The organism is Paraburkholderia sp. J69-1, assembly GCF_905220255.1.
GTDB lineage: Bacteria > Pseudomonadota > Gammaproteobacteria > Burkholderiales > Burkholderiaceae > Paraburkholderia.
The window spans coordinates 305,426-329,986 of sequence record NZ_CAJMZG010000005.1 but is presented as its reverse complement, the minus strand read 5'-3'; the positions used below and the strand labels follow the sequence as shown (position 1 = coordinate 329,986).

Annotated in this window: 21 protein-coding genes; 11 read left to right on the top strand and 10 right to left on the bottom strand. The window is 61.9% G+C overall.

What is annotated here, in order from left to right; translation table 11 throughout:
• Positions 1-2,313, bottom strand: a complete 2,313-nt coding sequence (locus tag U5A67_RS11715; RefSeq protein ID WP_321814134.1) for a CHASE2 domain-containing protein — start codon at positions 2,311-2,313, stop codon at positions 1-3.
• A gap of 682 nt (positions 2,314-2,995) precedes the next feature.
• Between U5A67_RS11715 and U5A67_RS11710 the strand changes: the two genes are divergently transcribed.
• Positions 2,996-3,790: an EAL domain-containing protein gene (locus tag U5A67_RS11710; protein ID WP_321814133.1), complete on the top strand. Its 795-nt coding sequence runs from the start codon at positions 2,996-2,998 to the stop codon at positions 3,788-3,790.
• A gap of 34 nt (positions 3,791-3,824) precedes the next feature.
• Here U5A67_RS11710 and U5A67_RS11705 read toward each other — a convergent pair whose 3' ends face one another.
• The 5 genes from U5A67_RS11705 to U5A67_RS11685 all read right to left on the bottom strand — a co-directional run bounded on the left by U5A67_RS11705 (position 3,825) and on the right by U5A67_RS11685 (position 11,418).
• Positions 3,825-4,817 carry a beta-ketoacyl-ACP synthase III gene (locus U5A67_RS11705; RefSeq protein ID WP_415767814.1) on the bottom strand — a complete coding sequence of 331 codons (993 nt, stop codon included), beginning with the start codon at positions 4,815-4,817 and terminating at the stop codon, positions 3,825-3,827.
• 84 nt (positions 4,818-4,901) lie between these two features.
• Positions 4,902-5,228 carry an acyl carrier protein gene (locus U5A67_RS11700; RefSeq protein WP_205982165.1) on the bottom strand — a complete coding sequence of 109 codons (327 nt, stop codon included), beginning with the start codon at positions 5,226-5,228 and terminating at the stop codon, positions 4,902-4,904.
• Between the two features lie 18 nt (positions 5,229-5,246).
• Entirely contained in the window at positions 5,247-9,065 is a 3,819-nt protein-coding gene (locus tag U5A67_RS11695) for a type I polyketide synthase (protein ID WP_321814132.1), read from the bottom strand.
• A 32-nt stretch (positions 9,066-9,097) separates the two neighbouring features.
• A complete protein-coding gene (ccrA, locus tag U5A67_RS11690) occupies positions 9,098-10,375 on the bottom strand; it encodes a crotonyl-CoA carboxylase/reductase (protein ID WP_321814131.1) in 1,278 nt (425 codons plus the stop codon).
• Between the two features lie 74 nt (positions 10,376-10,449).
• Positions 10,450-11,418, bottom strand: coding sequence for a glucose 1-dehydrogenase (locus U5A67_RS11685; protein ID WP_321814130.1), 969 nt, complete (start codon positions 11,416-11,418; stop codon positions 10,450-10,452).
• A gap of 26 nt (positions 11,419-11,444) precedes the next feature.
• Here U5A67_RS11685 and U5A67_RS11680 point away from each other — a divergent pair, with 26 nt between their 5' ends.
• Together U5A67_RS11680 and U5A67_RS11675 are read left to right on the top strand one after the other, a co-directional pair.
• On the top strand, positions 11,445-12,470 hold the full coding sequence (locus U5A67_RS11680; RefSeq protein ID WP_321814129.1) for a carboxymuconolactone decarboxylase family protein: 1,026 nt from the start codon (positions 11,445-11,447) through the stop codon (positions 12,468-12,470).
• Between the two features lie 69 nt (positions 12,471-12,539).
• Positions 12,540-13,010: a MaoC family dehydratase gene (locus tag U5A67_RS11675; RefSeq protein ID WP_205982161.1), complete on the top strand. Its 471-nt coding sequence runs from the start codon at positions 12,540-12,542 to the stop codon at positions 13,008-13,010.
• A 17-nt stretch (positions 13,011-13,027) separates the two neighbouring features.
• Here U5A67_RS11675 and U5A67_RS11670 read toward each other — a convergent pair whose 3' ends face one another.
• Positions 13,028-14,023: a PDR/VanB family oxidoreductase gene (locus U5A67_RS11670; protein WP_321814220.1), complete on the bottom strand. Its 996-nt coding sequence runs from the start codon at positions 14,021-14,023 to the stop codon at positions 13,028-13,030.
• A gap of 21 nt (positions 14,024-14,044) precedes the next feature.
• Positions 14,045-15,370 carry an aromatic ring-hydroxylating dioxygenase subunit alpha gene (locus tag U5A67_RS11665; protein ID WP_321814128.1) on the bottom strand — a complete coding sequence of 442 codons (1,326 nt, stop codon included), beginning with the start codon at positions 15,368-15,370 and terminating at the stop codon, positions 14,045-14,047.
• Between the two features lie 282 nt (positions 15,371-15,652).
• Here U5A67_RS11665 and U5A67_RS11660 point away from each other — a divergent pair, with 282 nt between their 5' ends.
• Both U5A67_RS11660 and U5A67_RS11655 read left to right on the top strand, forming a co-directional pair.
• A complete protein-coding gene (locus U5A67_RS11660) occupies positions 15,653-16,774 on the top strand; it encodes an FAD-dependent monooxygenase (RefSeq protein ID WP_321814127.1) in 1,122 nt (373 codons plus the stop codon).
• Between the two features lie 30 nt (positions 16,775-16,804).
• Positions 16,805-17,581 (top strand): IclR family transcriptional regulator, encoded by a 777-nt coding sequence (locus U5A67_RS11655; RefSeq protein WP_321814126.1) that lies wholly within the window; start codon positions 16,805-16,807, stop codon positions 17,579-17,581.
• An 11-nt stretch (positions 17,582-17,592) separates the two neighbouring features.
• Here U5A67_RS11655 and U5A67_RS11650 read toward each other — a convergent pair whose 3' ends face one another.
• Entirely contained in the window at positions 17,593-18,234 is a 642-nt protein-coding gene (locus U5A67_RS11650) for an MAPEG family protein (protein ID WP_321814125.1), read from the bottom strand.
• Positions 18,235-18,486: 252 nt separating this feature from the next.
• Here U5A67_RS11650 and U5A67_RS11645 point away from each other — a divergent pair, with 252 nt between their 5' ends.
• Positions 18,487-19,071, top strand: coding sequence for a lipocalin family protein (locus tag U5A67_RS11645; protein WP_321814219.1), 585 nt, complete (start codon positions 18,487-18,489; stop codon positions 19,069-19,071).
• Positions 19,072-19,093: 22 nt separating this feature from the next.
• Here U5A67_RS11645 and U5A67_RS11640 read toward each other — a convergent pair whose 3' ends face one another.
• A complete protein-coding gene (locus U5A67_RS11640; RefSeq protein ID WP_321814124.1) occupies positions 19,094-19,702 on the bottom strand; it encodes a putative quinol monooxygenase in 609 nt (202 codons plus the stop codon).
• Positions 19,703-20,242: 540 nt separating this feature from the next.
• Here U5A67_RS11640 and U5A67_RS11635 point away from each other — a divergent pair.
• From U5A67_RS11635 to aroD, 5 genes are all read left to right on the top strand, one after another.
• A complete protein-coding gene (locus U5A67_RS11635; RefSeq protein WP_321814218.1) occupies positions 20,243-20,920 on the top strand; it encodes a response regulator transcription factor in 678 nt (225 codons plus the stop codon).
• 5 nt (positions 20,921-20,925) lie between these two features.
• Positions 20,926-22,293, top strand: coding sequence for a HAMP domain-containing sensor histidine kinase (locus U5A67_RS11630; protein WP_321814123.1), 1,368 nt, complete (start codon positions 20,926-20,928; stop codon positions 22,291-22,293).
• A gap of 11 nt (positions 22,294-22,304) precedes the next feature.
• The gene (locus tag U5A67_RS11625; protein WP_321814122.1) at positions 22,305-22,988 is read left to right on the top strand and encodes a response regulator transcription factor; all 684 of its coding nucleotides are present in this window, start codon (positions 22,305-22,307) and stop codon (positions 22,986-22,988) included.
• A 98-nt stretch (positions 22,989-23,086) separates the two neighbouring features.
• Entirely contained in the window at positions 23,087-23,377 is a 291-nt protein-coding gene (locus tag U5A67_RS11620) for a hypothetical protein (protein WP_321814121.1), read from the top strand.
• A gap of 217 nt (positions 23,378-23,594) precedes the next feature.
• Entirely contained in the window at positions 23,595-24,488 is an 894-nt protein-coding gene (gene aroD, locus U5A67_RS11615) for a type I 3-dehydroquinate dehydratase (protein ID WP_321814120.1), read from the top strand.
• Positions 24,489-24,561: the final 73 nt, after the last annotated feature.

The following is a 24,561-nucleotide window of genomic DNA, read 5'->3' as shown; positions in this document are numbered from 1 at the left end:
CTATCCGAGCCTCGGCAGGCGAACCGTAAATACCGTCCCCCGCCCCACGGCCGAACGCACAAAAACCCGCCCGCCCAATGCATCGACCACCGATTTGACGAACGCAAGCCCCAGGCCATGACCGGACCAGGACCGCGAGCTTTCGAGCTGGCCGAATTCAAGAAATAAGCGCCGCATATCGGGTTCTGCAATGCCCGGTCCCTGATCGACCACCGAGACCTTGAAATGATTGCGCGTCACCGATAAGCGCACGCGAATCGCCGATGAAGGCGGGCTGTACTTGATGGCATTGCCGATCAGATTGCCGAACGCGCGCCGCAAAAGCTGGGGATCGGCAATCGTATTGACGCCGGGTTCCGCGATCAGATTCACATCGATCGATTTGGCGCTGGCCTGCGGCCAGAAGTCGTCGACGGCATCGCCCAAGGCCAACGCCGGGTCCACCCGGCTCAAATTCGGCGCCACCGATTCGGCGCGCGCGAGAAACAGAAAATCGTCGGACAGACTCAGCGCCGTGGTCGCATAGTGCTCGACGAGTTCGACAAACTGCCGCTGCGTCAGACGCGGCGGGTCTTGCCGCATCTGCTCGACGAGCGCGAGCAAGGCGGCTTGCGGCGAACGCATGTCGTGTGACATAAAACGCAACGCCATATCCCGCTGCCGTTCCGCGCGGCGGATCGAAGACAGATCGGTGACATAGAAAATCAGCGCGCTGCCGCGTTCCGCACCCGGGCGTATCATCGCGCATTTGAGCAGCAACGACCGCCCGTCGCGCGCACTCGTAATCTCGATGCCTTGCGAAAGCAGACTTGTGGCGCTCACCGGCAGGGTTCGGCCCGCGTATTGCATTTCGAGCAGCGATAGCGCCTGCTCGACGAAATCGACGGCACGATGCGATGACGTGATCTCGAACAGCACATCGGCGGCCTGACGGCCCGTCGGCGAGGATGTCGCGCCGTTGCCGTCCGGGCGCATGGACAATGCAATCACCTGCGCGTTAGCCAGCAGCACGGTGCCCGCATAATCGGCCACGAGCGTGGCCTCGGGCAGCGTGTCGACCCAGTCCGCCACCAGCTCGCGATAACGATGCACGCGTTCGACCAGCGACGTCACGACCTCCAGGCGATGCTGGATCGGATCGACGAAGCGCCGGATACGCGTCGATCCCGACGGCGCCGTGGATTCGCGCAGCGATCTCGCGGTCTCGCGCGACAGATAGCTCAGCAGCGCCTCCTGACGCCGCCACGCCCATAACGGCCACGCGATCAGGCAAGTCACGAACCCCACTGCCGGGGCGAGAAACATGTGCCCCAGCCGCATCGCCAGCAAGGCGACAAGCGCATTCATGCAGGCCAGCGCGACGGAAACGCACAAGCTCCAGCGCGGCCCCAGCAGATAAAGCGCGATGCAGACGAGCGGCACGACGCCGAGATCGAATAGCAATTGCTGCCAGAATTGGCTGGGCCTGACCAGCGTGGAAGTCGCCAGCGCATTGGTTGCCTCCGCAACGAACTCGATGCCGCTCAGGGATGCGCCATCGACCAGCGGTGTGGGAAGCCGTTCGGCGTAACCGCTGGCCGTCACGCCGATCAGGACGATCCGCCCGCGCAGAAAACTGGCGGGAATGCGCCCTTGCAGCACGTCGAGATACGACACGCTATCGAACGACGGCTCCGCGCCCAATGGCACATAGCGCACGCATCCTCGGCCCCCGGCGCGCTCACTCGCCTTATCGTCCCGACTGCATATCGGCATGGTTTCATCCGCAGCACGCAGCACGAGCGCGGCAATGTGCCCCTCGGCCTGCTGCACGCCAGACCAGAGCTGCACGCTGCGATAAATCCCGTCGCTATCCTGACGCGCACCGGTAAAAGCGCGCGCATAGCTTGCACGCACGAGGAGTTTGTCGCCGTCGGTGTGAGGCGCGGGCAGCGGAATCACCACCTTGCCGTTGCGCCGCACGGCATCCACGAGCGGCAGCAACTCGGCCGTGGACGCGCTGCCTATGGCGCGTCCCCACGGCACGAGGCCCACGGCCGCAACGCCGTCATCGGTCAGCCGGTCGAGCAGACGCGCGTGCACGCTGGGCGCAAGCGGCAAGCGGCCGAGCGCGGACACGGTCTGATCGTCGATGGCGACGACCAGAATGCGTCGCGGCGCAACCTGATGCAGGGAACGCGAGGCAATATCGAGGAATGCGAGGTCGGCGCGATGGAGTGCGTGCGTACACGAAAGCGCAAAACACGCCACGATCAGCGCGAGGACGAGTCCGGGCCATTCGCGGGATAGATCCGGTTGGGCCCGCGCGGCCAAGCCTGAGTCATCGCGAAAGCGGTTACGGGAACCGAAGAAGAACCGGCCTTTCATGTCAGGGTGTGAGCAACGAAAAACCGCTGAAGTCGCGCGATGCGCTGACGGGGTTCCGCGAAACGCCTGATGGGCGAATGCAGCAAAATTCTGACACCGGTAAATCTCGACTCTTTGACTGCGGATTGCCTCGCGCAAATGCACGACAGTGGCGGGAGCCTGAATTATCCAAATAGTTAAGCGTGCGTCAGCATTTGTCACAAAATGAAACAAATTGTCTATTCTTCATACGTTTGCGCGCACAACCAAACACATTTCCAGAAATTTCCTTTAAGTCAGCGTTATTAAATTTCCCTGAAAACGATTTTAATCTGCAAAAAGATTCGGGAAATACGCAATAATAAAAACGCCCAATTGACAATTCGTTGCGCACGCAACTCAGGCAAAACGCTTTTGTCAACAGGCCCGATGTGTTAGCCTCCGCGGTCAATACCCGTTACGCATCACCACACTCCCCACAGCAAAAGAAAGAGTTGACGTAGTCCACGCCAGCCATCCGTCTATGCGAGTCCAGGTCAAACAACGGTTGAGTTCGTTCTGGCGCCCCATTCGGGCCGCCGTTGAAACGGCGCCTTCCGGCAGCGCGCAAGAGCCGCCCGAAACACGCCCACGCCCGCCGCGATCCCTGTTGAGCGACGCCGAGCTTGGACTCGCACGCGGCGAGTTTTTCTTCGTCGCCCAGCCGATACTGCGCCTGCACGAGAAGCGGCTTTCGGGGTTCGAATACCTGATGCGATGGCGACATCCCGATGACGGCATTCTCGCCCCGGCGCGTTTTATCAGCCTGGTGGAAGATTCGATTCTGGCCCGCCGCTTTACCGACATGCTGATCGAGCGCGCCGCCGACACGCTGCAGCGCTGGCAACGCTCCGGCCACGGCGATCTCTCGCTGGCCATCAATCTTGGCGCAACGGAGCTGGCGAGCGCCGATCTGCCGCAACGCATCCAGTCGATTTTCGCGGCACGCGAGGTCATGCCGGGGCGGCTCGATATCGAATTGACGGGCGCGGTTCAACCGGATTGCCTGGACGGCCTGGCGGAAGCCATTCGCGCGGTTCAGGCTATCGGCACGCGGGTCGCGCTCGACGATCTGGGCGGCGGCTATAACTCATTGACCCTGCTTCAACAACTGCCCGCCGATATCGTCAAGTTCGACCGTTCGTATCTTGCGAACGTACCCGCCGATAACGAAGCCACGCGCGTGATCGAAATGCTCGTCAAATTCGCGCACGGCCACGGAAAGCAGATCGTGCTCGCCGGTGTCGAAACGCAGGAGCAGTTTGCCTGGGCCCAATCGCTGCGCGACGTCGACGTGCAGGGGTTTTATATCGACAAACCGCAGGACGAAACCCGCGTGAACGAATTGATTGCGCGTTACGGGCGTCCTTCTGCGAGCGCCCAGGCAATGCGCGGCAGCCCGTAATCACGCGCCGCCGCGTGCGAATGCCGACGCCTGTCTACCAGCGAATCAACGCGGCGCCCCAGGTGAAGCCGGACCCCATGGTCGGCGTGAGCACCAGATCGTTTTCCTTGATGCGCCCATCGGCAACGGCTTCGCTGAGCGCCAGCGGAATCGACGCCGCCGACGTGTTGCCGTGATGATCGACGGTGAGCACGACTTTCTCCATCGGCAAATGCAGCTTGTCGCTCAAGGTCTGCACGATGCGCTGGTTTGCCTGATGCGGCACGACCCAATCGAGATCGCTCTGGCTCAAACCATTCGCGGCGAGCGCTTCCTGCGAGGCCTCGGCGAGATTCACCACGGCATGCAGAAACACCTCGCGGCCGGCCAGATGCATCGTGCCGGCGGTCTGGGTGGACGACACGCCGCCGTCCGTGTGGATCTTGTCCTGATGCCGCCCGTCCGAATGCAGGTGCGTGGAAAGAATGCCGCGCGGCGTGCCTTCGGCATGACGCTCGGCGCGCAGAATCACCGCGCCCGCGCCGTCGCCGAACAGCACGCAGCTATTGCGATCGTGCCAGTCGACCACCCGCGACATGGTTTCCGCACCGATCACGAGCGCCGTGCGCGCCTGCCCCAGACGGATCATGTTGTCGGCCACCGAAAGCGCGAATACGAAGCCCGAACACACCGCCTGCACATCGAACGCCGCGCCGCCCCCCATACCGATGGCGGCCTGCACGCGCACCGCCGTGGATGGCATGGTGCGATCGGGCGTGCAGGTCGCGAGGACGATCAGGTCGATATCGGCGCCACGCATGCCGGCATGCCTGAGCGCCGCGTTCGCTGCGCCAATCGCCAGATCGGAGGTCAGCTCGCCGCGCGCTGCGATGCGCCGCTCCTTGATGCCCGTGCGTTGCGTGATCCACTCGTCTGTCGTGTCGACCATGCGCGCGATCTCGAGATTCGTCATGCGCCGCTCGGGCAGCGCCGAACCGCAGCCCACCACGCGCGACATCCAGATGCCAGCGCGGTTGATTTCCGCCATCCTCAGTACTCCGATTAAAGTCGATGATGATCGATGCTGCGCCGGGCGACCAGCCAGGACGCGCCGGCGCCGGCGCAGACGCGCTTACCAGCTTCCGGCAGCGGCTTCGTCCGATTCGGCTTCGTCGGCTGCGGCCGGCTGGACGCGCGAAACCAGATGATCGGCGAGCGAAGCAAAGGTCGGATAGTCGAACAGCACGGTATCGTCGATCTTGATCTTCAGGCGCTCTTCGAGGAAGAACGCCAGTTCGACCGAATGCATCGAATCGAATCCGGCATCGGCGAAAGTCTGGTCGAGGTCGGTCGGCACCTGAAGCTGGTTCGCCTCGGTCCACTCCTGAATCCAGGCGAGGATCGACTGCGCGGTCACCCTGGACGCGTTGGCGGTTGCGGCGTGAAGTTGGTCGCTCATGAGTTCGGTTCCTTGAGATCAGATGGAGAAAGATGTTGCGTGCGCAACGTCGTCATAGCGCAGCAAAGCAGCGAGCCGTCGTACTGCCGGTTCGCGCACGATCGAGTTGTGGTCGTCGTCGAATACGCTCACGGTGATGCCGCCGCGCGTGAGCGCGCGCAAATGCTGCGCCGCGTGGGTGGCCGATGCGCCGCTCTCGTTGCGCGCGGCAAGCGCGTATTCGATGCGCGCCTCCACCTGGCGCGGACGATGACGCGCCAGCGCCGCCGCACTCGCCGCATGCAATCGTGCGAGATGGGCAAAAGTGGCCGGATGCGCGCGGCGTCGCGCCTCGGCGAGATGAAAGTCGTGGTCGAGCATGGCGTCGAAGCGCTCATCGGCCAGCCATTGATCGATGAGCTGGGCGTCGTCCAGCGTCTCGAAGTCGCTTGCCAACTGGCGCAGCCGCGTTGCGAAAACACCTTCGAATAGCGGGCTATCGACGATCAGCAGCGGCGGCGCGACATTGCCCTGCGCCTCCCATTGCGCCGCCATTTCGTGCGCGACAATGCCGCCGAACGACCAGCCGCCGAGCAGATCGGGCTGCTTGCCGTGACTGGCGAGCAACGCTGCCCGATAGCGCGCCGCGAGTTGTCCGATCGAGAGATACGCAGGTTGGCGATCCTGGTCCGCAAAAGGATGCCGGAACGCAATAATCGTTGGGTCGCCCGGCCACGCGGCGGCCAGTTCCTCGTAGCAAAGCACATCGCCGCCAACCGGATGCACGAGCGCAACAAGCGGACCACGGCCCTCGCGCAAGGTCACGACGAGTGCGCGATCATCGATTGTTTCAGGCACTTTCTTCACTTCGTTCGCGCTTGCATCGCGTGATGCGCCGTACCACGCCGCCAATGAATCCAGCGACGCGCCGCGCGCGAGCATCGACATGGGCGGCATCTTGCCGAAGCGCTGATGCAGACGCACACGCAATTCCGTCAACGCAAGCGAATCGAGTCCCTGACTGACGAGTGAATCCGCATCGGTCAGGTTCACGCCATCCGCGGCTACCGATGCGGCAATCGTGCGCAGTGTAGCGAGCAAGGCTTCGGTGTTCGCTTCGGCAATTACAGCCTGCGGCTCTTGCGTCATATCGCTATTCGCCGCGATTGGATTCGAGTGCTGCACGACGCGGCGCGCAACATCCGGGAACGGCAATTCGAATCGCACTTCGTCGAAGCAATAACCTGGCGCTTCGGCAGGTTGTGGCGCCTTGCCGTAAAGCTTGCTCCACGCGATCGTCTGACCCGCGCCGTACAAATGCGCGCAGGCATGGGCAAAGCCGGTGTTTTCGCTTTCTTCGTCGCCTTCCGGGCCGTCTGCCAGCGATGAAATCGCACACTGCCAGTCGCCGCCCGAACTCGCGCGGGCGAGCCTCGCGAGCGCCGCGCCAGGGCCGACTTCGATAAAGAGCGTCTTGCCGTCACACGCCGCGCGCAAGGCCTCGTGAAAGCGCACGGGTTGCTCGACCAGATCGAGCCAATGTTCGACAGTGGCAATCGATCCGGTCGCCAGCGCGCCCGTCAGCGTGGAGACGATCGGGATGGCGCACGGCTTGAACGTCAAGGATTCGAGCGCCTGCTGGAAGGCTTCGCGCATCGAACGCAGCATCGGCGAATGGCCGGGCGTTCCATAGGTCTTGAGCAACGAGACGCGCTTGCCTGCCGCCACCATCGCGTCCTGCACCTTCGCCACCGCTGCCTGCGTGCCGCTCACGACGGTCTGCTCCGGCGCGTTGATGCCTGCCACGAACAGGTCCGTGCCGAACGCGAACTGTGCGCGCAGTTCATCGGCGCTGGCCGCGACGGCGAGCATCGCGCCAGCAGGCGTCGCGCTATCGAACAAGCGCCCACGTGCTTCGACCGCCTTGATGCCATGCGCAAGCGACATCACGCCGCCGATCACGGCCGCCACATGCTCGCCGAGCGAATGCCCGATCAGCAGATCGGGCTGCACGCCCAGATCCATCCACGTGCGCGCGAGCGCATAGCAAACGCTGAAGTGCGCGAGCTGGCCCGGATGATGGCGTACCGAAGCGGCATCGCGGCCAAGGATCGCATCGAGCACGGCGCGCGCCGTCTCGGCGTCGAGGTGGCGCAGGCACGCGTCCACATGCTTGCGGAAAAACCCATTGCCGTTGTAGAGATCGCCGCCCACACCGGGCTGCCACGCGCCCTGCCCGGGCACGAGAAACGCCAGGCGCGGCTTGCGCGCCTGCTCGCCTGCGTGCCATTGGCCGGTGGGATTCGCCGCGAGAAAAGCGTCGAGACCCGCGATGAAATCGTCTTTTGTCGTGCCGACCAGCGCCACGCGATGATCGAAATGATCGCGCCTCACACTCGCCGTATGGCAAGCGTCGCGCAACGGCGTGGACGTATTCGCAAGCCAGGCGCGCCATGCCGATGCGAGTCGCTGGCGTGCCTGCGGCGAGCGCGCCGACAGTGTCAGCACGCGCTCGCGCGCGACATTTGCCGCGCTATCCGCTGTATTCACCGGATCAGGCGCCGCCAGAATCATATGCACATTGGTGCCCGTGATGCCGAATCCGCTCACCCCAACCAGCGTCGCGCCTTCGGCGAGCGCCGTACGTTTGCGCGCGACCTCCAGTTGCGCGCCTTCCCAGTGAAAGCGCGGATTCGGCGTCGTGAAGTTCACCTGCGCAGGCACATGGCGATGACGCAAAATCAGCATCGCCTTGATGAAACCGGCCATGCCTGCGGCACCCTCCAGATGACCCACCTGGGATTTCACGGAACCCACGAGGATCGGCTTGTCGCGCTCGACATCGCGCGCATAGACATTTCGGAGTGCGGATAATTCGATGGGGTCGCCAAGCGATGTGCCTGTGCCATGCGCCTCCACATACGCAATCGTTTGCGCGGCCACGCCCGCGCGGGCCAGCGCACGACGGATCACCGCTTCCTGGGCCGCGCCGTTGGGCGCGGTGAGGCCGTTGCTCGCACCATCGCTATTGAGCGCGGAACCGACCAGCACCGCGTCGATGCGCTCGCCATGCGCCAGCGCATCCTCCAGCCGCTTCATGACGATCGCACCACCGCCCTCGCCGCGAATATAGCCATCGGCCTGCGCGTCGAACGGGCGACATTGTCCCGACGGCGACATGGCCTGAAGCCGCGCGACGCCGATGGTTTCCTCGGGCCCGAGAATCAGGTTCACGCCGCCCGCGATCGCCACATCGCAGTCGCCCGCCAGCAGACTTTGCGACGCCAGATGAATGGCCACGAGCGACGAGGAGCAGGTCGTATCGACATAGATCGCCGGCCCGCTCAAGCCCAGCACATGCGCCACGCGCCCCGGCGCCATCGCCCGCAGATTGCCGAGCTTCGAATAAGTCGTGATACCGGCGGGATCGCCCGACCAGACGGTGCGGCGGCCATAATCGGCCTCGCCGGTCGTCATGAAAACGCCGACGTTCTTGCCGCGCAACTGGCCCGGCGCAAGCCCCGCGTTCTCGAGCGCAGACCACGCGAGTTCCAGCATCCAGCGCTGTTGCGGGTCCATTTCCACCGCTTCGGCCGCCGAGGTGCGGAAAAACGTGTGATCGAAGAAAAAGGGATCGTCGACATAACCGGCGACGCGCGAATAAGTCGTGCCCGGCTCGTCCGGGTCCGGCGAATAGAATGCGTCGATATCGAAGCGCTCGCGCGGCGTTTCGCGAATCGCGCTGCGCCCGGAATTGAGAAAGTCCCAATAACTGGCTGCGCACGAGGCGCCGCCCGGAAAGCGGCACGCCATGCCGATAATGGCGACCCGTCTGGAGGGTACGCTGGACTGGTCCATTGCGGTCTCGCTGCTGGAAGAGTTCTGCATGTCTAGTGGTGACGCGCCGCGTCGAGATCGTCGCTGCTGCTTGCCTGCACCAGCACGGCCATGTTGCCCGGCAGATGCTGGTTGGCGCGAATCTTCGCGTGTGCTTCGGGCAGACGGTTCCACGGAAACACTTCCGAAAGACAAGGATCGATCTTGCCGCTCATCACCAGCCGGTTCGCCTGCGCGGCTTCCTTGAGGCTCGCGAAATGGCTGCCCTGAATGCGTTTCTGGCGCATCCACACATAGCGCGCATCGCAGGTCAGGTCGTAGCCGCTCGTCGCCGCGCAGAACACCACCATGCCGCCGCGCTTCACCACATAACAGGACGGCGCAAAGGTATTGCGCCCCGGATGTTCGAAGACCATATCGACATCGCGCTTCTCGCCGAGCGCTTCCCAGATCGCCTTGCCGAACTTTTTGACGCTGTCGATGTAGGCCGTATAAGCGGCCGTTTCATCGACCGGCGGCGGTGCGCCCCAGCACGAAAAATGCGAGCGATTGATCACGCCGACTGCGCCCAGGCTTTTGACGAAGTCGGCTTTCGAATCGTCGGAGACCACCGCAACGGGGCGCGCGCCCGCGAGCGCCGCAAGCTGGATCGCCATCGTGCCGAGCCCGCCGGCCGCTCCCCACACGAGCACCGACTGGCCCGGCGACAAGGCGTGCGGCTTGTGGCCGAACAGCATGCGAAACGCCGTCGCGAGCGTGAGCGTGTAGCAGGCGCTCGCCGCCCATGTCAGATGCTTCGGGCGCGGCATCAATTGCGTGGCCTGCACGCGCGCAAATTGCGCGAACGAACCATGCGTGGTTTCGTAACCCCAGATGCGCTGCGAAGGCGACAGCATGGGATCGCCGCCGTTGCACTCCTCGTCTTCGCCATCGACCTGCGAGCAATGTGCGACCACCTCGTCGCCCACCTTCCACTTGCGCACATTCGCGCCCACGGCCCACACGATGCCGGCGGCATCCGAACCGGTGATGTGATACGGATCGTCATGCAGATCGAGCACCGAAAACGGCTGGCCCAACGCCGCCCACACACCGTTGTAATTGACGCCCGCAGCCATCACGAGGATCAGCACCTCGTTGGCGCCGATCGACGGCACCGGCACGACTTCCTTCGTGAACGCGCCTTGCGGTTCGCCGTGGTTCTCGCGGCGAATCGTCCACGCATGCATTTTTCTGGGCACGACGCCCAGCGGCACCGGACGGCCGATCTCGAACAACTCGGGCTGCCCGCTATGGGTTTGCACGACGACATCAAATACTTCGGTATCCATATCGATATCCATAATTGATCTGCTTCGAGAGGCATAGCGCTCGCGCTACGAACCTGGTGAGAATGTCGCGTGAATCAGGCCGCGATCATGCCGCCGTCCACCGACAAGGCGGTGCCGGTCATGAAAGACGCGGCGCTGCTGGCGAGAAACAGCACGCCCTGTGCAATTTCCTCTTCCGTACCCAGACGGCCCACGGGATGAAACGCCTTGATCTGGTCGGTCATCTGCGTTTCATCGAGAAACTTTTCGACCATCGCCGTCGCGACGAACGCCGGGCAGATCGCGTTGACACGAATATTCTGCTTCGCATATTCGAGCGCGGCCGCTTTGGTCAGGCCGATGATGCCCGCCTTCGAGGCGTGATAAGCGCAGCCGCCGAATGCGGAAGCCACAAGACCGTAAGTGGAAGACATATTGACGATCGCGCCGCCGCCCGCTTTCAGCATCTCGGGAATTTCATATTTCATCGCAAGGAATATCCCCTTGAGGTTGATATCCATGACGAAATCCCAGCTTGCCTCATCGGTTTGCGCAACCGGCTTGCCGAATTGCTCGACGCCTGCATTATTGAAAGCGATATCCAGCTTGCCGAAAGCGCGCACGGTCTGCTCGACTGCATTGGCGCACTCTTCGGCTTTCGACACGTCGGTTTTGACGAAGATGGCTTCGCCGCCTGCGCGGCCAATTTCTTCGACCACGGCCAAGCCTTCCTCTTTGCGACGCGACGCAATCGCAACCTTTGCACCTTCTCTGGCAAACAGCAACGCCGTGGTCCGACCGATACCCGAACTACCACCCGTTACGAGGGCGACCTTTTGTTGAAGCTTCAGCAATGCGTTCTCCCGGTTACGTTGATGTGACAGACCATCCATACGGCATCGGCGGCAATGATCAGCAGCGCGATTCGGAAACGATTCTAGGCGGCAAGAAACGCGAGCCGGTCGAACTTCACAAAAGTTCAGAATTGCCAAACACCCGCGCGAATATGATGCAGAGCGTCTTTCCTTTCCGCGTTCATTCGAATTGAATTTATATGCATGCACAACGAATATCGAAACATGAACTGGGTATGTCCACGATCCGCGCGATTGGAGATGAAGGCTTCAACAGCCTTAGCGCCGCACTGGACAAACTCGATCCAGATTTCAAAAAATTACTTGTGGAAGGCGCTTATGCGGATATCATCGCGCGCCCCGGACTGTCACTCAAATATCGCGAACTGATTACCGTCGCAGTCCTGACTTCGATGGGCAATGCCGAATCCGCGCTCAAATATCACGCGGGCGGCATGTTGAATACCGGCTGGACGCCGGAAGCGCTGCTTGAAACCGCCATGCATACGCTCGCGTGGTCAGGCGCACCGGTGGCGATGGCCGGCGTGCGGCTTGTGTTGATGCTGCTGCACGAGCGCGGGCTCGCCGTTGGACACGATACGTATCGCCATCTGCGCGACGCATCGTCGATTGCGCGTTTGCTGGTATCCGGCCACGCACCATCGCAGGCGCTGACACAGAAAGAACGCCAGCTGGCAACGCTTGCGATCGTGATGGCGCAGGGCAATCAACCGGCGACAGTGCGGCACCTTTTGAAAGACTGCCTGCAGCTTGGCTGGAGCCGTGAGGAATTGACCGAAGTGCTGATTCAACTCACGGGTTACATCGGCTGGCCAATCGTATTGCCGTTGACGCGCGTGGCGCTCGACGTATTCGATAGCGCGAAAACGCAATCGGCTGATAGCGTTGCGAGCGCGGCGACTATTTCACCCGATATCGAACGCTGCTTAAAAGAACTGGAGATGAGCGCCTCGCCGTTCGAATCCATTGCACACGCGAAGACGCGGCATCTCACCGACATCGCCTGCCTGACCTGCCTCTCGCGAAGCGCCGACACGGAGACGCTCGCCGCACACGTTCAGGAAGCGCTCGCGCTGGGTGCTTCGCGGCAGGAGATCGTGAGCGCGATCCTGCAGGCGCTGCCTCATGCGGGCGCACTCGCGGTGCAATCGGCGCTGCACATCGCCGATCCCTTGTTTCCTGCGTCCGCCCCGGACGTTGCCGAACACGAGGACGAAGAATCCGCATTGCAATCGATCTAACGCTACGAACGTTGTTTCAATCGCTTGATCATTCAATACTACGCAGTACGAATAACCGAGGAATTGACGATGAACGATGCTGGTGGATACGACCTCGAAGACCTGATGCCCGGCATGAGCGCCCGCTTCACGAAAACGCTGTCCGAGCGTGACGTCTTTCTGTTCGCGAGCGCCTCGGGCGATCAGAACCCTGTACACCTCGACGAGGAGTACGCGAAGCAAACGCGTTTCGGCGGGCGCATCGCGCATGGAATGCTCTCCGCTGCGGTGATTTCAGCAGCGATTGCATCGCGCCTGCCAGGCCCCGGTTCGATTTATCTCTCGCAGGACCTGCAGTTCCGGCGTCCCGTCAAACTGGGGGAAACCGTGTGCGCGATCGTGACGGTCAAAGAGATCATTGCGGGCCGCCGGCGCGTCGTGCTGGAAACGCGCTGCGAAGCGAACGGCCTCGTCGTCGTGGAAGGCACGGCCGTGGTCATGCCAACCTGCGCAGCGGAGCGTAGAAAGGAGGCCGCGAAACTGGAAGGCGCAGTGGTCTAGTTCGCGCCTCGCGAAGCTCACGCCAGATCCAGCACCAGCGTCCCGTTCTGCGCCCCCGACACGCAGATCATCATCGCGTCGTTCGCGGCGCGTTCGGACTGCGTGAGCACGCTGTCGCGGTGATCCACGCAGCCGCCTAACACGCGCGTCTGACACGCGCCGCACAGCCCTTCGCGACAGCTATATTCGACGTCGACATCGGCGTCGAGCAGCACGTCGAGCAAGGCCTCGCCGGCCGGCACAAAAAGCGTCCGGCCGCTGCGCGCGAGTTCCACGGTGTATCCGCTGCTTTGCGCATTCTCGACGGGCGCGGCCGCCGCGAAGCGCTCGATATGCACGTTCGCGATGCCCGCCTGCCCGCACGCGCGCTGGAACGCGTCGAGCATCGCACTTGGGCCGCAGCAATACGCGTGCACGTCCCTGGGCTGACGCGCGAGGCAAGCCGCCAGATCGAAAGGCCGGCCGTCGTGCTCATCGTCGAAATGCAGCAGCACGTCGCCGCCCAGCGCGGCCAGTTCGTCGAGAAACGCGGCCTGAGCACGGCTGCGCGCGCAATACACGAACTGCACCGCACGCCCTCGCTCGCGCAGCTTGCGATACATGCACAACATAGGCGTCACGCCGATACCGCCCGCCACCAGCAAGGTCGATGCCGCCGCTTCGTCGAGCGCGAAGTTGTTGCGCGGCGCGCTGACCGGCAGCGTCGCGCCGCAATGAAGTTGCTCGTGCAACCAGCGCGAGCCGCCACGACTCTTTTCGTCGTGCAAGACGCCAATCACGTAGCGGTTGCGATCCTCCGGCGCGTTCACGAGCGAATAGCTGCGCGTCAGGCCGTTGGGCAAATGCAGATCGAGATGCGCGCCGGGCGTGAAAGGCGGAAAGACTTCGCCTTCGATGGGCACCAGTTCGATGCTCGTAATGCGCTGCGCCTCATGGCGCAGCGTGCGCACGCGCGCCTGCAAGTGCGGCTGCAAGTGCGCTTTCGCGCCAGCGCCGTGAATAGCGTCATTCATCATGTGCCCCGTGCGTCCCATTCAAGCCGCTTCGCTGTTCGCATCGTCTTGCGCCGCGCGCCCGCCATGCACGGAGAAAAATCGCGCACGCTGAACCTTCTGGCCGATGGCGGCTTCATACGCTTCGCGCACCGCCTCCGGCTGGCCGTACTGGCCGATAAAGTCGCGCAGATACGCGCCCAGCAGCGGATGCGCGGCCAGCGCCTCCAGCGTCAACCCATTGATCATCTCGTCGCGGCACGCCGACGGCAGATACACATTCCGGTTCGCTTGCGGGTCCGTTATCAGCCCCTTCGGCGCCTTGCCCGCCGCCACCGCTTCGAGCTCTTCGAAAAAGCGTCGACGCAGCATCACGATGCCCCGATCGCTCGCGCCCAGCGTTTCCTTGGTGCGGTCCGTAATCGTGCCCTGTCCCACCCACGCGGCGAAATCCTGATTCGCCACGTGCGTGGTGATCCACTCGCCCTGCTCGTCGCGCAGCGGCCCGTACCACGCGGGAATATGCTGCTGCACGTAGGGCTCGCGCTCCTTCGGCACCTTGTTGAGCACCCAGAGAATGCTCAGCGTGTTTTCATCGTCGATCGGCACGCGCCATTCGAAGTGATGCCCGAGATAGAAACCATTCGGCCAGAGCGTGACGCGGCCCGTGGTCCACATCGGGTTCTCTTCGTTTTCGTGTGCGCGCAGACGCTTGTAGACGAAGCCATGCTCGAACTCTTCGTATTGCGTGCGCAGATGCGTGGGCACGTGTTCGGCGTGGCTGTCCTGCTGGCGCGAGGTCCAGTTGTTGTGCGTCCACTCGAAATGGATCGGGTCGATCGAGTTTTCCTGGCACTGGAACCAGTTGCACGGAATCTCGGCCATCACCACCTGGGCGAAGCCGTTCGCGTAGTTGAACGGCTCCCAGTCGGACAATTCGGGCGCGGGCGCGGCGCCCATATATGCCCAGATCATGCCCGCCTTCGCGCGCACCTCGTAGGCGGTGATCTTCGTTTTCTGGCGCAGGCGCGCATCGACATCGACGATTTCCTCGAACGGCTGATGCGTGCACTGCCCGCTCGCATCGAATTCCCAGCCGTGATACGCGCAACGCAGCCCGCACTGTTCGACGAAGCCAAAAGCGAGATCGGCATTGCGATGCGGACAGCGCCGCTGCACCAGCCCGAATGTGCCGCTCAGGTCCTTGAACAGCACGAGGTCCTCGCCAAAGAGACGAATCGGACGCACCGCCTTGTCGTCGAATTCCGCCACGCCGGCAATCGGATGCCAGTAGCTGCGCAGGTAGTCGCCCATCGGCGTGCCCGGTCCCACCTCGGTCAGCAATCGGTTCTTTTCGGGGCTCAGCATGTCTTGTGTCCTCGCTGGTTGGAAACGCGGCGTCATGCGAATTGGCCGCATGGCCGTCGATGAACACATTTTTCGCGACGCCCCCCCGGCCCACAACTTCCTCAAAATCCAAAAAAGTCGCCGATCGTCCCAAACGTGGTCGCGCCCCGTGGTTGACGTTGCGCCTTGTCGACGGATGCAGTTTTTGCTTGATGTCAAAAATCTCCCGTCGCAGAATGATGGTTCATTTATGTTCTATCTGTTCATTTTTGAACATATCAACACCCGACGGACGAGACAGACATGCTGAAAATTGGAGTGGTGGGCGGCGGAATTGGCGGATTGGCGGCGGCGATCGCCCTGCACCGCGCGGGACATCAGGTGACGGTGTTCGAGCAGGCGGAGCGCTTCGGGCGCGTGGGCGCCGACATCAATCTCACGCCGAACGCCGTGCGCGCGCTCGACGGGCTGGGCGTGGGCGAGCAGCTGCGCGAGACGGCCGCGCGGCCCAACGCGCGCATCAGCCGCATGTGGGACACGGGCGAGGAAACCTCGCGCCTCGCCATGTCGGACGAAGCGCAACGCCAGTACGGCGCACCGCAATTGACGATGCATCGCGCCGACGTGATGAGCGCGCTCGAAACCGCGCTCGCCCCGGGCGTGCTGCAACTCGGCCAGCGCACGGTCTCGTTCGCGCAGGACGCCGACGCCGCCACCATCACGCTCGCGGATGGCAGCTCGCACGCATTCGACCTCGTGATCGGCGCGGATGGCATTCATTCGGGCGTGCGCCGCCACCTGTTCGGCGCGGAGCATCCGCAGTTCACGGGCATCGTGTCCTATCGCGCCGTGGTGCCCGCCGAGCGCCTGAGCAGCATCGACACGGGCGCGTTCGTGAAGTGGTGGGGACCGAGCGACGACCTGCAGATCGTCACCTTCCCGCTCAACCGCGGCCGCGACGTGTTCGTTTTCGCCACCACGGCGCAAAGCGACTGGACCCACGAATCGTGGACGATGCCCGGCGACCCGGACGCCCTGCGCCGCGCCTATGCCGCGTTCCACCCCGAAGCGCGCGCGCTGCTCGACGCATGTGACACAGTGCTGGCCTCGGCGTTGTATATTCGCGATCCGCTGCCGCAGTGGAGCGGCGCGCGCATGACGCTGCTCGGCGACGCCTGCCATCCGATGATGCCGTTCATGGCGCAAGGCGCGGGCATGGCGATCGAGGACGCCGTGGTGCTCGCGCGCGCGCTCACGCACGTGGCGCCGGGCGAACTCGACGACGCGCTCGCGCGCTACGCGCGGGCTCGCCAGGAGCGCACGGCGCGCGTGCAGATCGGCTCGCGCGGCAACAACTGGCTCAAGACCGGCGGCAACGCCGACTGGGTCTACGGTTACGACGCGTGGACGGTGCCGCTGAACTGAGCCGGCCGCCACCCCTTTGAACAGGATCAGATGAATACCGATACGTCTTCACCCCCGTCCGCCGATGCGGCCAGTTCTCCGGTCGAGCGGGCGTTTCGCCTGCTGCGCTACATCGCCGAGGGCGGCTCGACGGCCAACCTCAGCGACGTTGCGCGGCAGATCGGCGTGAATCGGGTGACGGTGATGCGGCTCATCGAGTCGCTCAAGGCTGCGGATCTGATCGAGGAACATCCGGCGGGCGGCTCGCATCGGCTTGGCCTGCCGTTTTTGACGCTGGCTGCGAGCGCGCTCGGCGCGTCGGATCTCACGGCGCGCGCGCGCCAGATCCTGCCGGGGCTGGTGGAAGAAACGGGGCTTTCGGCGTTTCTCGCCGTGCTGGAAGGCGCGGAGATCGTCTATCTGCTCTGCGAAACGCCCGATACGCCGCTCGTGACGCGCATCCGCGTGGGCAGCCGCATTCCCGCGCATCGCGCGACGCCGGGGCTTGCCATGCTCGCGCCCCTGCATAACGAAGCGCTGCGCGCGCTCTACGCTGGCCAGACGGGAAATGAAGCACTGCCCGACTGGAATGCGCTGGTTAACACGCTCGAAACCGTGCGCGCGCATGGCTGCGCGTGGAGCTTTTCCGGGCTCGAAGCGGGGATCGATTCCTGTGCGGTTGCCGTGCGCGACACGCGCGGCACGGTGCTGGCAGCGCTGAGCGTGGCCGGGCCCAACACGGCGTTCTCATCCGATACGACTTTGCGCACGCGGGTCGAAAACAGCGTGAAGGCTGCCGCGCACGCGCTTTCGGGTTCGATGTTCTGAGTCGCAGCCGATTACGCGTCTGATTGTGGACGCGTGCCCCAGAACAACACGGCTTCGATCAGCACGAACGCGGCACCGGGCGCGATCGCGCCCACCGTCCCCGCAATCTCATGGCCAAACCGGCTCGCCACGTAAAGCAGCACGATCATGCTGAGCGCCATGCCCGGCGCGCCCAGCCCGCGCATCGCCGCGCTGCGATGGTAGCCGAGCCAGAAGGCGCCTCGCGCGACGATCCACACCACCGTCGTGGCAACCACGGCGCGCATCTGGGCACCATCCGCACAATAAGCCGCCAGCCCGAATAGCGCCACGCAGAACACGATGATCTGTTCGACCGTGTTCTGCAGATAGCGCTGGTTGACGCGCAGCCTCCGGGTCTCGAAGCGAGCCAGCGGATCGAATGCCGGTGAAGTCAGGCGTTCGTGCGCGACCGCTTCCACGCCAGTTACGAGGCAGAACAGCACGGCCATACAACAGCATTTGAGCGTCAATAGCATTCGTGCAGCGAGGCTTTCCATGCCCGCCAACGGTGACATCAGATGGTCGATGCCAAGCCAGAGTCCCACAGCGAAAAGCGCCGCAAGCGCGATAGCGGCAATGCCGCTTTTGCGCTGCCGGCGAAAATCTAACGAGTCGTGCATGGGGTCGCTCATGGAGTGTCCTGTTTTCGCGTGCCATATCGCATTCTACGAGCCGGGCGGGCATGACAGCCATTCAAGCGATTCATACACTCTCCGATGCATCCGCCACTTTGCGGCATCCGTATGTATCGATGAGATCATCAACCGGAGCGCCCCACGATGCCCCCTATTTTCCTCGTCGCGGCCATGCTGGCTGGAGCAGCTCAGGCGCGCGTATTGCTCTCGAATGCCTGGCAGGGGCATCGTGTGCCGCCATTGAGCGAAATGCTCCGCCGTGCTTTTTTGATGTTGTGCGCCGCGAGCGCAATTGCCATGTCCGGTTGCACGAGTGGTCCGCCCAACCCGAATCCGCACGCCGACTTGCCGCTGCAAAGCGTGCCGGTGAATTTGCCGCGTTACATGGGCCGCTGGTACGTGATCGCGAATATTCCTTATTTCGCGGAGCGCGGCTTCGTGGCAAGCCGCGCCGAATGGACCTTGCGCAGTGACGGTCGTATCGACGATGTGTTTATCGGACGCAAAGGCGGTTTCGACGGACCCGAGAAGCGCTATCAGTTTCTCGATACCGTCAAACCCGGCAGCAACGGCGGCGAGTGGAGCGTGCGCCTTTTCTGGCCCATCCACGTGACGCAAATTACCTTGTACGTGGACCCGGATTATCGCTATACGATTCTCGGCTATCCGGGCAAAAACCTCGGCTGGATTTTTGCCCGGCAACCGCAGATTAGCGAGGAAGACTATCGCGCCCTGCTGGCGCGACTCGACGCGATGGGCTACGACACGTCGAGATTTCAACGCGTGCCGCAAGTCCCGGGGCAGATTGGGCAGTTCAATTCAGGCGGACATTGAACGAGCCGGTGCACCGGTGCTTTCACTCGCTGGTCACGTCTTTCAGCAGCACGCGGCCGTCCAGCATGGGCTTCGCAAGCGTCACCGCATAACCCGCGCGAATAGTCTGAATGACAGGACGCTTCAGATTCTCTTGATGCGTTGCGTCCGTTGTCCAACGTTCAAGCTGAACCATTTCATTGCTGTCGCCTACGTTCTGGTACACGTCAAAAGCGATATTGCCAGGCGCCGCGCGAAAGATCGGCGTGACCTTCGCCACATCGGCATGGAACTTTGAAGATTCAGAGGCCTTGACCGACAGGAAAACCAGTAGGTTGCTGGTGAGATTGGCGTGATCGATCTGTTTCGGTTGAATGCCGGCATCAGCAGTCGCCGGCACAATCCGCATATGGCTGATGCCGCCTTCCAGATCGGCCTGCGCGGCCTTATGCATTTCCAGCAGTGCCGGCTGCGTCATATGCGTCTCATAGGCAGCCTGATCTTTCCATTGCTCCAGCACATAGAGCGTGGTCGGCGCGCTCTCCGATTGAAAGACTGTGAAAGACAGATTGCCCGCTTCCTTGCGCGCGTTCGCCGCGTTATGGCGCAGTGCCTGAAGAAACGGCTGCAATTGCGCAGCCTTGACGTGCAAGGTCGAGAGATTCGCGTAAGGAATCGAGCTTGGCGCCGCTGCGGGCGTGGCGGCGCAGGCCGAGCCTGCTGCGATCGACAAACCCGCAAGCAGCGCGAGTTCGAGGGTGACATTGCGGATCTTCGGGAAGGCTGGAGCGCGCATGGGTTCAGGGTTGATTGAATAAAGATGCGCGTAATAGTGCCAGAACTACCGCAATGTTCAGATGAATAAAATTTTAAAAAGCGCACCGTTTTCGATGGCCTTCGAAGCATGCCACCTGGAAATAGCGCTGCGGCAAAACGCCACGATTAACAAGAGCCGCCAGCATGAATACTGCGAACACTTTTGCCTTCAGCAAAAGGCATGAGCATTGATAACGCCATAAACAGGCCGCGTCGTGCACCTGAAACGACCTCGCCTTGCTCGCGCAAAATCGGCGCGCACGTGCACTCGCCGCGTCGCCAACCTAAAGAATCCTTCATTCTTGCGAGTTGCGCCTTTGCGATACTGGCCGCAGACGTTGACGGTGATCGTCGCCTATTTTTATCACGATGGATAATGAGCAAGATTCTCACAATTGAAGACGATCCCATTGTCGGCAGAGATATCACGGAAGAACTCTCCAGCGCCGGATTTGAAGTCGAATGGGTTCGCACGGGCGCGGAAGGCATCGCACGCGCGCTGAGCCCGGAGTTCGACGCGATAACGCTTGATCGCGTGCTGCCAGGAATCGACGGCCTGACGATTGTGAAAACGATTCGCAGCGTTGGCGTCGAGACCCCCGTGCTGATGATCAGCGCACTCAGCGATGTCGATGAACGTGTCACTGGCCTGCTCGCGGGTGGCGACGATTACATTGCGAAGCCGTTTTCCGCGACTGAAATGCGCGCGCGAATCCAGGTGTTGTTGCGCAGAAGAGGGAAACTTCAGCAGCAGGTTGTCACGACGCTCAACGTTGAAGACCTTGAGATAGACCTGATTGCGCGCACGGTGAAACGCGCCAAAGTCGAAGTCAATTTGCCTCCTATTGAATTCAGATTGCTCGAATATCTGGCGCGCAACTCGGGGCAAGTCGTTACGCGGACCATGATTTTTCAATCGGTGTGGGACATGCACTTCGATCCGGGTACCAACCTGATCGAGGTCTACATCGGCATCCTGCGCAAGAAAATCGACCGGCCAGGCCTTCAGCCGCTGATCAAGACGGTCCGCGGATCGGGCTATATGCTGGGATGAGTCGTATGAAGATGAGCCTATGGCGCAGTGCGATCTTTCGCCTGCTATTGATTTACGGTTTCGTTTTCGCAGGGTCGATGTCGGGCGTGGTGTATCTGAACTACTGGAACTCGGCCTCCTATACGGCGACCCAGGCGGACTACAACATCGCCTGGCAATTTGCGTATTTTTCCGCGCTGCCCGTGAATAAGGTGCCCATGCAGATCGCGGCGCATATTCGCAGCGAAATGCGCCGCCCGATTAATTTTTATGGTCTTTTCACGGGGGATCATCGGCGCATCACCGGCGACATCCTCTCTTACCCAGAAAACGTGCGGCCCGATGGCGACGGTATCTGGAGCAAGCCCGTTCTTGCCGGACAAACTGCCGTGCACCCCGAATATCTGCGCACGAAGGCGATGAAACTCGAGAATGGCGACATTCTCGTGGTATCGCGCGACGTCGACGAAATGGCCCGATTGCGCGCCTATATGCTGGGCGGACTCGTCTGGAGCGCGGCTATCGTGGTGCTTGGCGGTCTGGCGATCGGCATTCTGGTTTCGAGTTCCCAGTTGCGTCGTGTCAGGGATGTTCGTCGTGTGGTGCAACAGATTGCCTTGGGCGATTTCGAGGCGCGCTTGCCACAGGCGGGCCGCGATGAAATTGCCTGGCTTTCCATCATGGTGAATCACATGCTGGACGAAATGTCCCGACTCATGCACGAAGTGAAAGGCGCCTGCGATGGGATTGCGCACGATCTGCGCACGCCCGTGATTCACATCCGCTCGCTGCTTGCCCGTATCCCTGCCGGACAGTTGTCACAAGCGCACGCGCCCCTGCTCGAGCAGGCCAGGGAAGAGACGGAAGACGTTCTCCAGCGATTCGCCGCGATCATGCGCATCTCCGAGATCGAATCGATCAAGCGGAAAAAAGGCTTCAGCGATGTCAACGTCGACGCCTTGTGCCGTAAGGCGGCGGATCTTTATCAGCCTGTGGCAGCCGCCAATGGGCTGACGTTTCGCATCGATCTGCGCGCGCGGTCGACCATTCGCGGCGATTACCCGCTGCTGTTCGAGGTCCTCGCCAATCTTCTCGACAATGCGATCAAGTTCACGCCCGAAGGCGGCTGTGTTCTGCTGAGCGCCGACGAGGGACATGATGGCCCGACCATCGTGGTTTCCGATTCCGGGCCGGGCATTCCCGATGCCGAACGTAGCGCGGTATTTCAACGTTTTTATCGAAGCGATCTGACCAGCGTGGTTCCGGGTTCGGGATTGGGTCTTTCGATTGTGCAAGCGGTGGTTCGATTGCACGATTTCAGTCTGACTCTTTCGGACGCGCATCCAGGGCTTTGCGTCCGGCTGGATTGCTGGGCGCAGTTCAAGCGAGACTGAGGACTCCGTGCATGCGTATCCTTTGTGTGGGAAGTGAGCGCCGACGCCTTTACCTGGCTAAAGCACTCGAAGAATCGAATCATAGCGTCGTAGCGCTCGATGTTCTTGAAGACGCGCTCTGGCTCGCGCGCAACGAATATATCGACGCGATTATCGCATTGACGAATGGGGATGCGGAGCCCGTGGCACGCGTGTTTGCTGCGCGACCAGCGCACACCGTACTCGTCATCATTGAGGCACGAGCAACAACGCAAACGCGTATCAAATTGCTTGAATCCGGCGCGGATATCTGTCTCGCCGATCCGTATGATTACGCCGAGCTTCATGCGAGGCTCTTCGCGATCACGCGCTCTGAAAACGAAATAACAAAAGCCGACGCGCAAGGCGGAGCGACGCGCAAGAAATTGCTCTCACCTTCAAAGCGTAGCTTGCTGTGCAGCGACGGCAGCACGCTGTTGCTACGACGCAGCGAATATCTGCTCATGGATCGCCTGCTGCGCAATCCGGGGGAAACCGTCCGCCATAGCGAGTTAGTCGACTATGTATTTGGCGAGGTTGAGGTCGACCCCACTTCGCTGCATCGACTCGTTTCGCGTTTGCGCGACCGTTTTTCCAGCGCGAGCGCGAGCGCGCCCGTGAGCGTGACCGTGGTTCCGCGCGTCGGATATCGGGCTGAGATCCTAAATTATCTTTAACTTTTGGAGAGGCTGCTAGAGAGACCTGATCGGATAGTCTATGTGCTCAAGTTCAGCGCACTGCATAACGCACTGCACATCGCACCACTATCCAGACCATGAACATCAGATCGAGCCTGCTTCCCTTCGTGACGGCCATCGCCGTTCTCACATTGAGCTTCAATGCCAGCGCCGCGACCGGCCTTTCGCGTCAGCAATGTGCTTCCTATCCCTTCAAGAAAACTGCCGGAGAAGTCACGCACGCCGACCTGATGAGAGAGTTGGGCGAGCTTGAAGTCCGCGGTTATCAGCCGGGTTCGGATAACTGGATCTATCCGGCCGATCTGAATACCGCAGAGAAAAACCTTGCCGTCGACTACAAGCGCGATTGTCTCGGCGCGCACCGATAACCATAACGCGCCAGCCTGATTACGCCGCTTCGATCACCGTCGCGCAGCCACCTAAAGAATCCTTCATTTTTCGTGACATTGATTCGTCAGCGCCCCTGCTAGGATGCCGATCGCCTGATCGCGGCCAGTCCAACCAGATTGGACCTCGACTTGCATGCAGCGGATATTGGCGACGAGTCGGATCAATACCCGAATAGATGAACTGGAGTTTCAAGCAATGAATATGCGCAAGACGGTTATTTCGATTTCGATGTTGCTGAGCATTCAAGGGCTCGCAATGGTTGCGCCCGCAACGGCTGCGACCAGCGCGCCGGCGGCAGCAGTCACGCAACGGCACGCTGAACCTATTACCATCCGTCATGTGGTCATTGGGCAAGGCGCACCGAAGATCATCGTGCCGACCACAGGTTCGACGGCAGCGGACGTATTGGCGCAGGCGCGTGCAATCGGCAGCAACCCGGACGTCGATATCATCGAATATCGCATCGATTATCTGAATTTCGATACCGATGCGGCCCAGGTGGCCGAACTGGGCAAACAGGTTGCAGCCGCAGCCAACGGCAAGCCGCTGATCCTGACCTTCCGCACAAAATCCGAAGGCGGGTCAAAGGATATCTCCGATAAGGCATACGGCGACCTGTATCTCGCGCTGATCAAGGCACACTTTATCGATATCCTCGATGTTGAAATGTTCCGTGATCCGGCGGTGGTGCGCGAAGTCGTCGCTGCCGCGCATACGGCCGGTATCAAGGTTGTGATGTCGAGCCACGACTTCAAGAAAACGCCCGCCACCGCGGAAATCGTTGCCCGCCTGCGCGAGCAGGACAAAATGGGCGCGGACATCCTGAAGATCGCAGTCATGCCGCATAACGCCGCCGACGTGCTCAAACTGCTCGACGCCACCGAACAGATTCGCGACCACTATTCGCGCAAGCCGCTGCTGACGATGTCGATGGGCGGGCTGGGTGCGGTGTCGCGTTTCTCCGGCCAGGTATTCGGCTCCGATCTGACCTTCGGCATGATCGGCGAAGCGTCCGCGCCGGGCCAGGTCGATGCCAAAGCACTGCGTCAGGTGCTCGACACGATCGACGGCGCAGTCAGCGGCAAGTAAGGCCAATGACCGCCCCGGCGGCGACTTCAATCGCCGCCGCGCGCCGACTACTCACACCGGGACACCAAACGCG

Bases quoted from the DNA above. Each gene is read 5' to 3' on its own strand.
- U5A67_RS11705 (WP_415767814.1), bottom strand. From the start codon at position 4,817: ATGGCGGAAATCAACCGCGCTGGCATCTGGATGTCGCGCGTGGTGGGC.
- U5A67_RS11700 (WP_205982165.1), bottom strand. From the start codon at position 5,228: ATGAGCGACCAACTTCACGCCGCAACCGCCAACGCGTCCAGGGTGACC.
- U5A67_RS11695 (WP_321814132.1), bottom strand. From the start codon at position 9,065: ATGGACCAGTCCAGCGTACCCTCCAGACGGGTCGCCATTATCGGCATG.
- ccrA (WP_321814131.1), bottom strand. From the start codon at position 10,375: ATGGATACCGAAGTATTTGATGTCGTCGTGCAAACCCATAGCGGGCAG.
- U5A67_RS11680 (WP_321814129.1), top strand. From the start codon at position 11,445: ATGTCCACGATCCGCGCGATTGGAGATGAAGGCTTCAACAGCCTTAGC.
- U5A67_RS11675 (WP_205982161.1), top strand. From the start codon at position 12,540: ATGAACGATGCTGGTGGATACGACCTCGAAGACCTGATGCCCGGCATG.
- U5A67_RS11670 (WP_321814220.1), bottom strand. From the start codon at position 14,023: ATGAATGACGCTATTCACGGCGCTGGCGCGAAAGCGCACTTGCAGCCG.
- U5A67_RS11665 (WP_321814128.1), bottom strand. From the start codon at position 15,370: ATGCTGAGCCCCGAAAAGAACCGATTGCTGACCGAGGTGGGACCGGGC.
- U5A67_RS11660 (WP_321814127.1), top strand. From the start codon at position 15,653: ATGCTGAAAATTGGAGTGGTGGGCGGCGGAATTGGCGGATTGGCGGCG.
- U5A67_RS11655 (WP_321814126.1), top strand. From the start codon at position 16,805: ATGAATACCGATACGTCTTCACCCCCGTCCGCCGATGCGGCCAGTTCT.
- U5A67_RS11650 (WP_321814125.1), bottom strand. From the start codon at position 18,234: ATGAGCGACCCCATGCACGACTCGTTAGATTTTCGCCGGCAGCGCAAA.
- U5A67_RS11645 (WP_321814219.1), top strand. From the start codon at position 18,487: ATGCTCCGCCGTGCTTTTTTGATGTTGTGCGCCGCGAGCGCAATTGCC.
- U5A67_RS11635 (WP_321814218.1), top strand. From the start codon at position 20,243: ATGAGCAAGATTCTCACAATTGAAGACGATCCCATTGTCGGCAGAGAT.
- U5A67_RS11630 (WP_321814123.1), top strand. From the start codon at position 20,926: ATGAAGATGAGCCTATGGCGCAGTGCGATCTTTCGCCTGCTATTGATT.
- U5A67_RS11625 (WP_321814122.1), top strand. From the start codon at position 22,305: ATGCGTATCCTTTGTGTGGGAAGTGAGCGCCGACGCCTTTACCTGGCT.
- U5A67_RS11620 (WP_321814121.1), top strand. From the start codon at position 23,087: ATGAACATCAGATCGAGCCTGCTTCCCTTCGTGACGGCCATCGCCGTT.
- aroD (WP_321814120.1), top strand. From the start codon at position 23,595: ATGAATATGCGCAAGACGGTTATTTCGATTTCGATGTTGCTGAGCATT.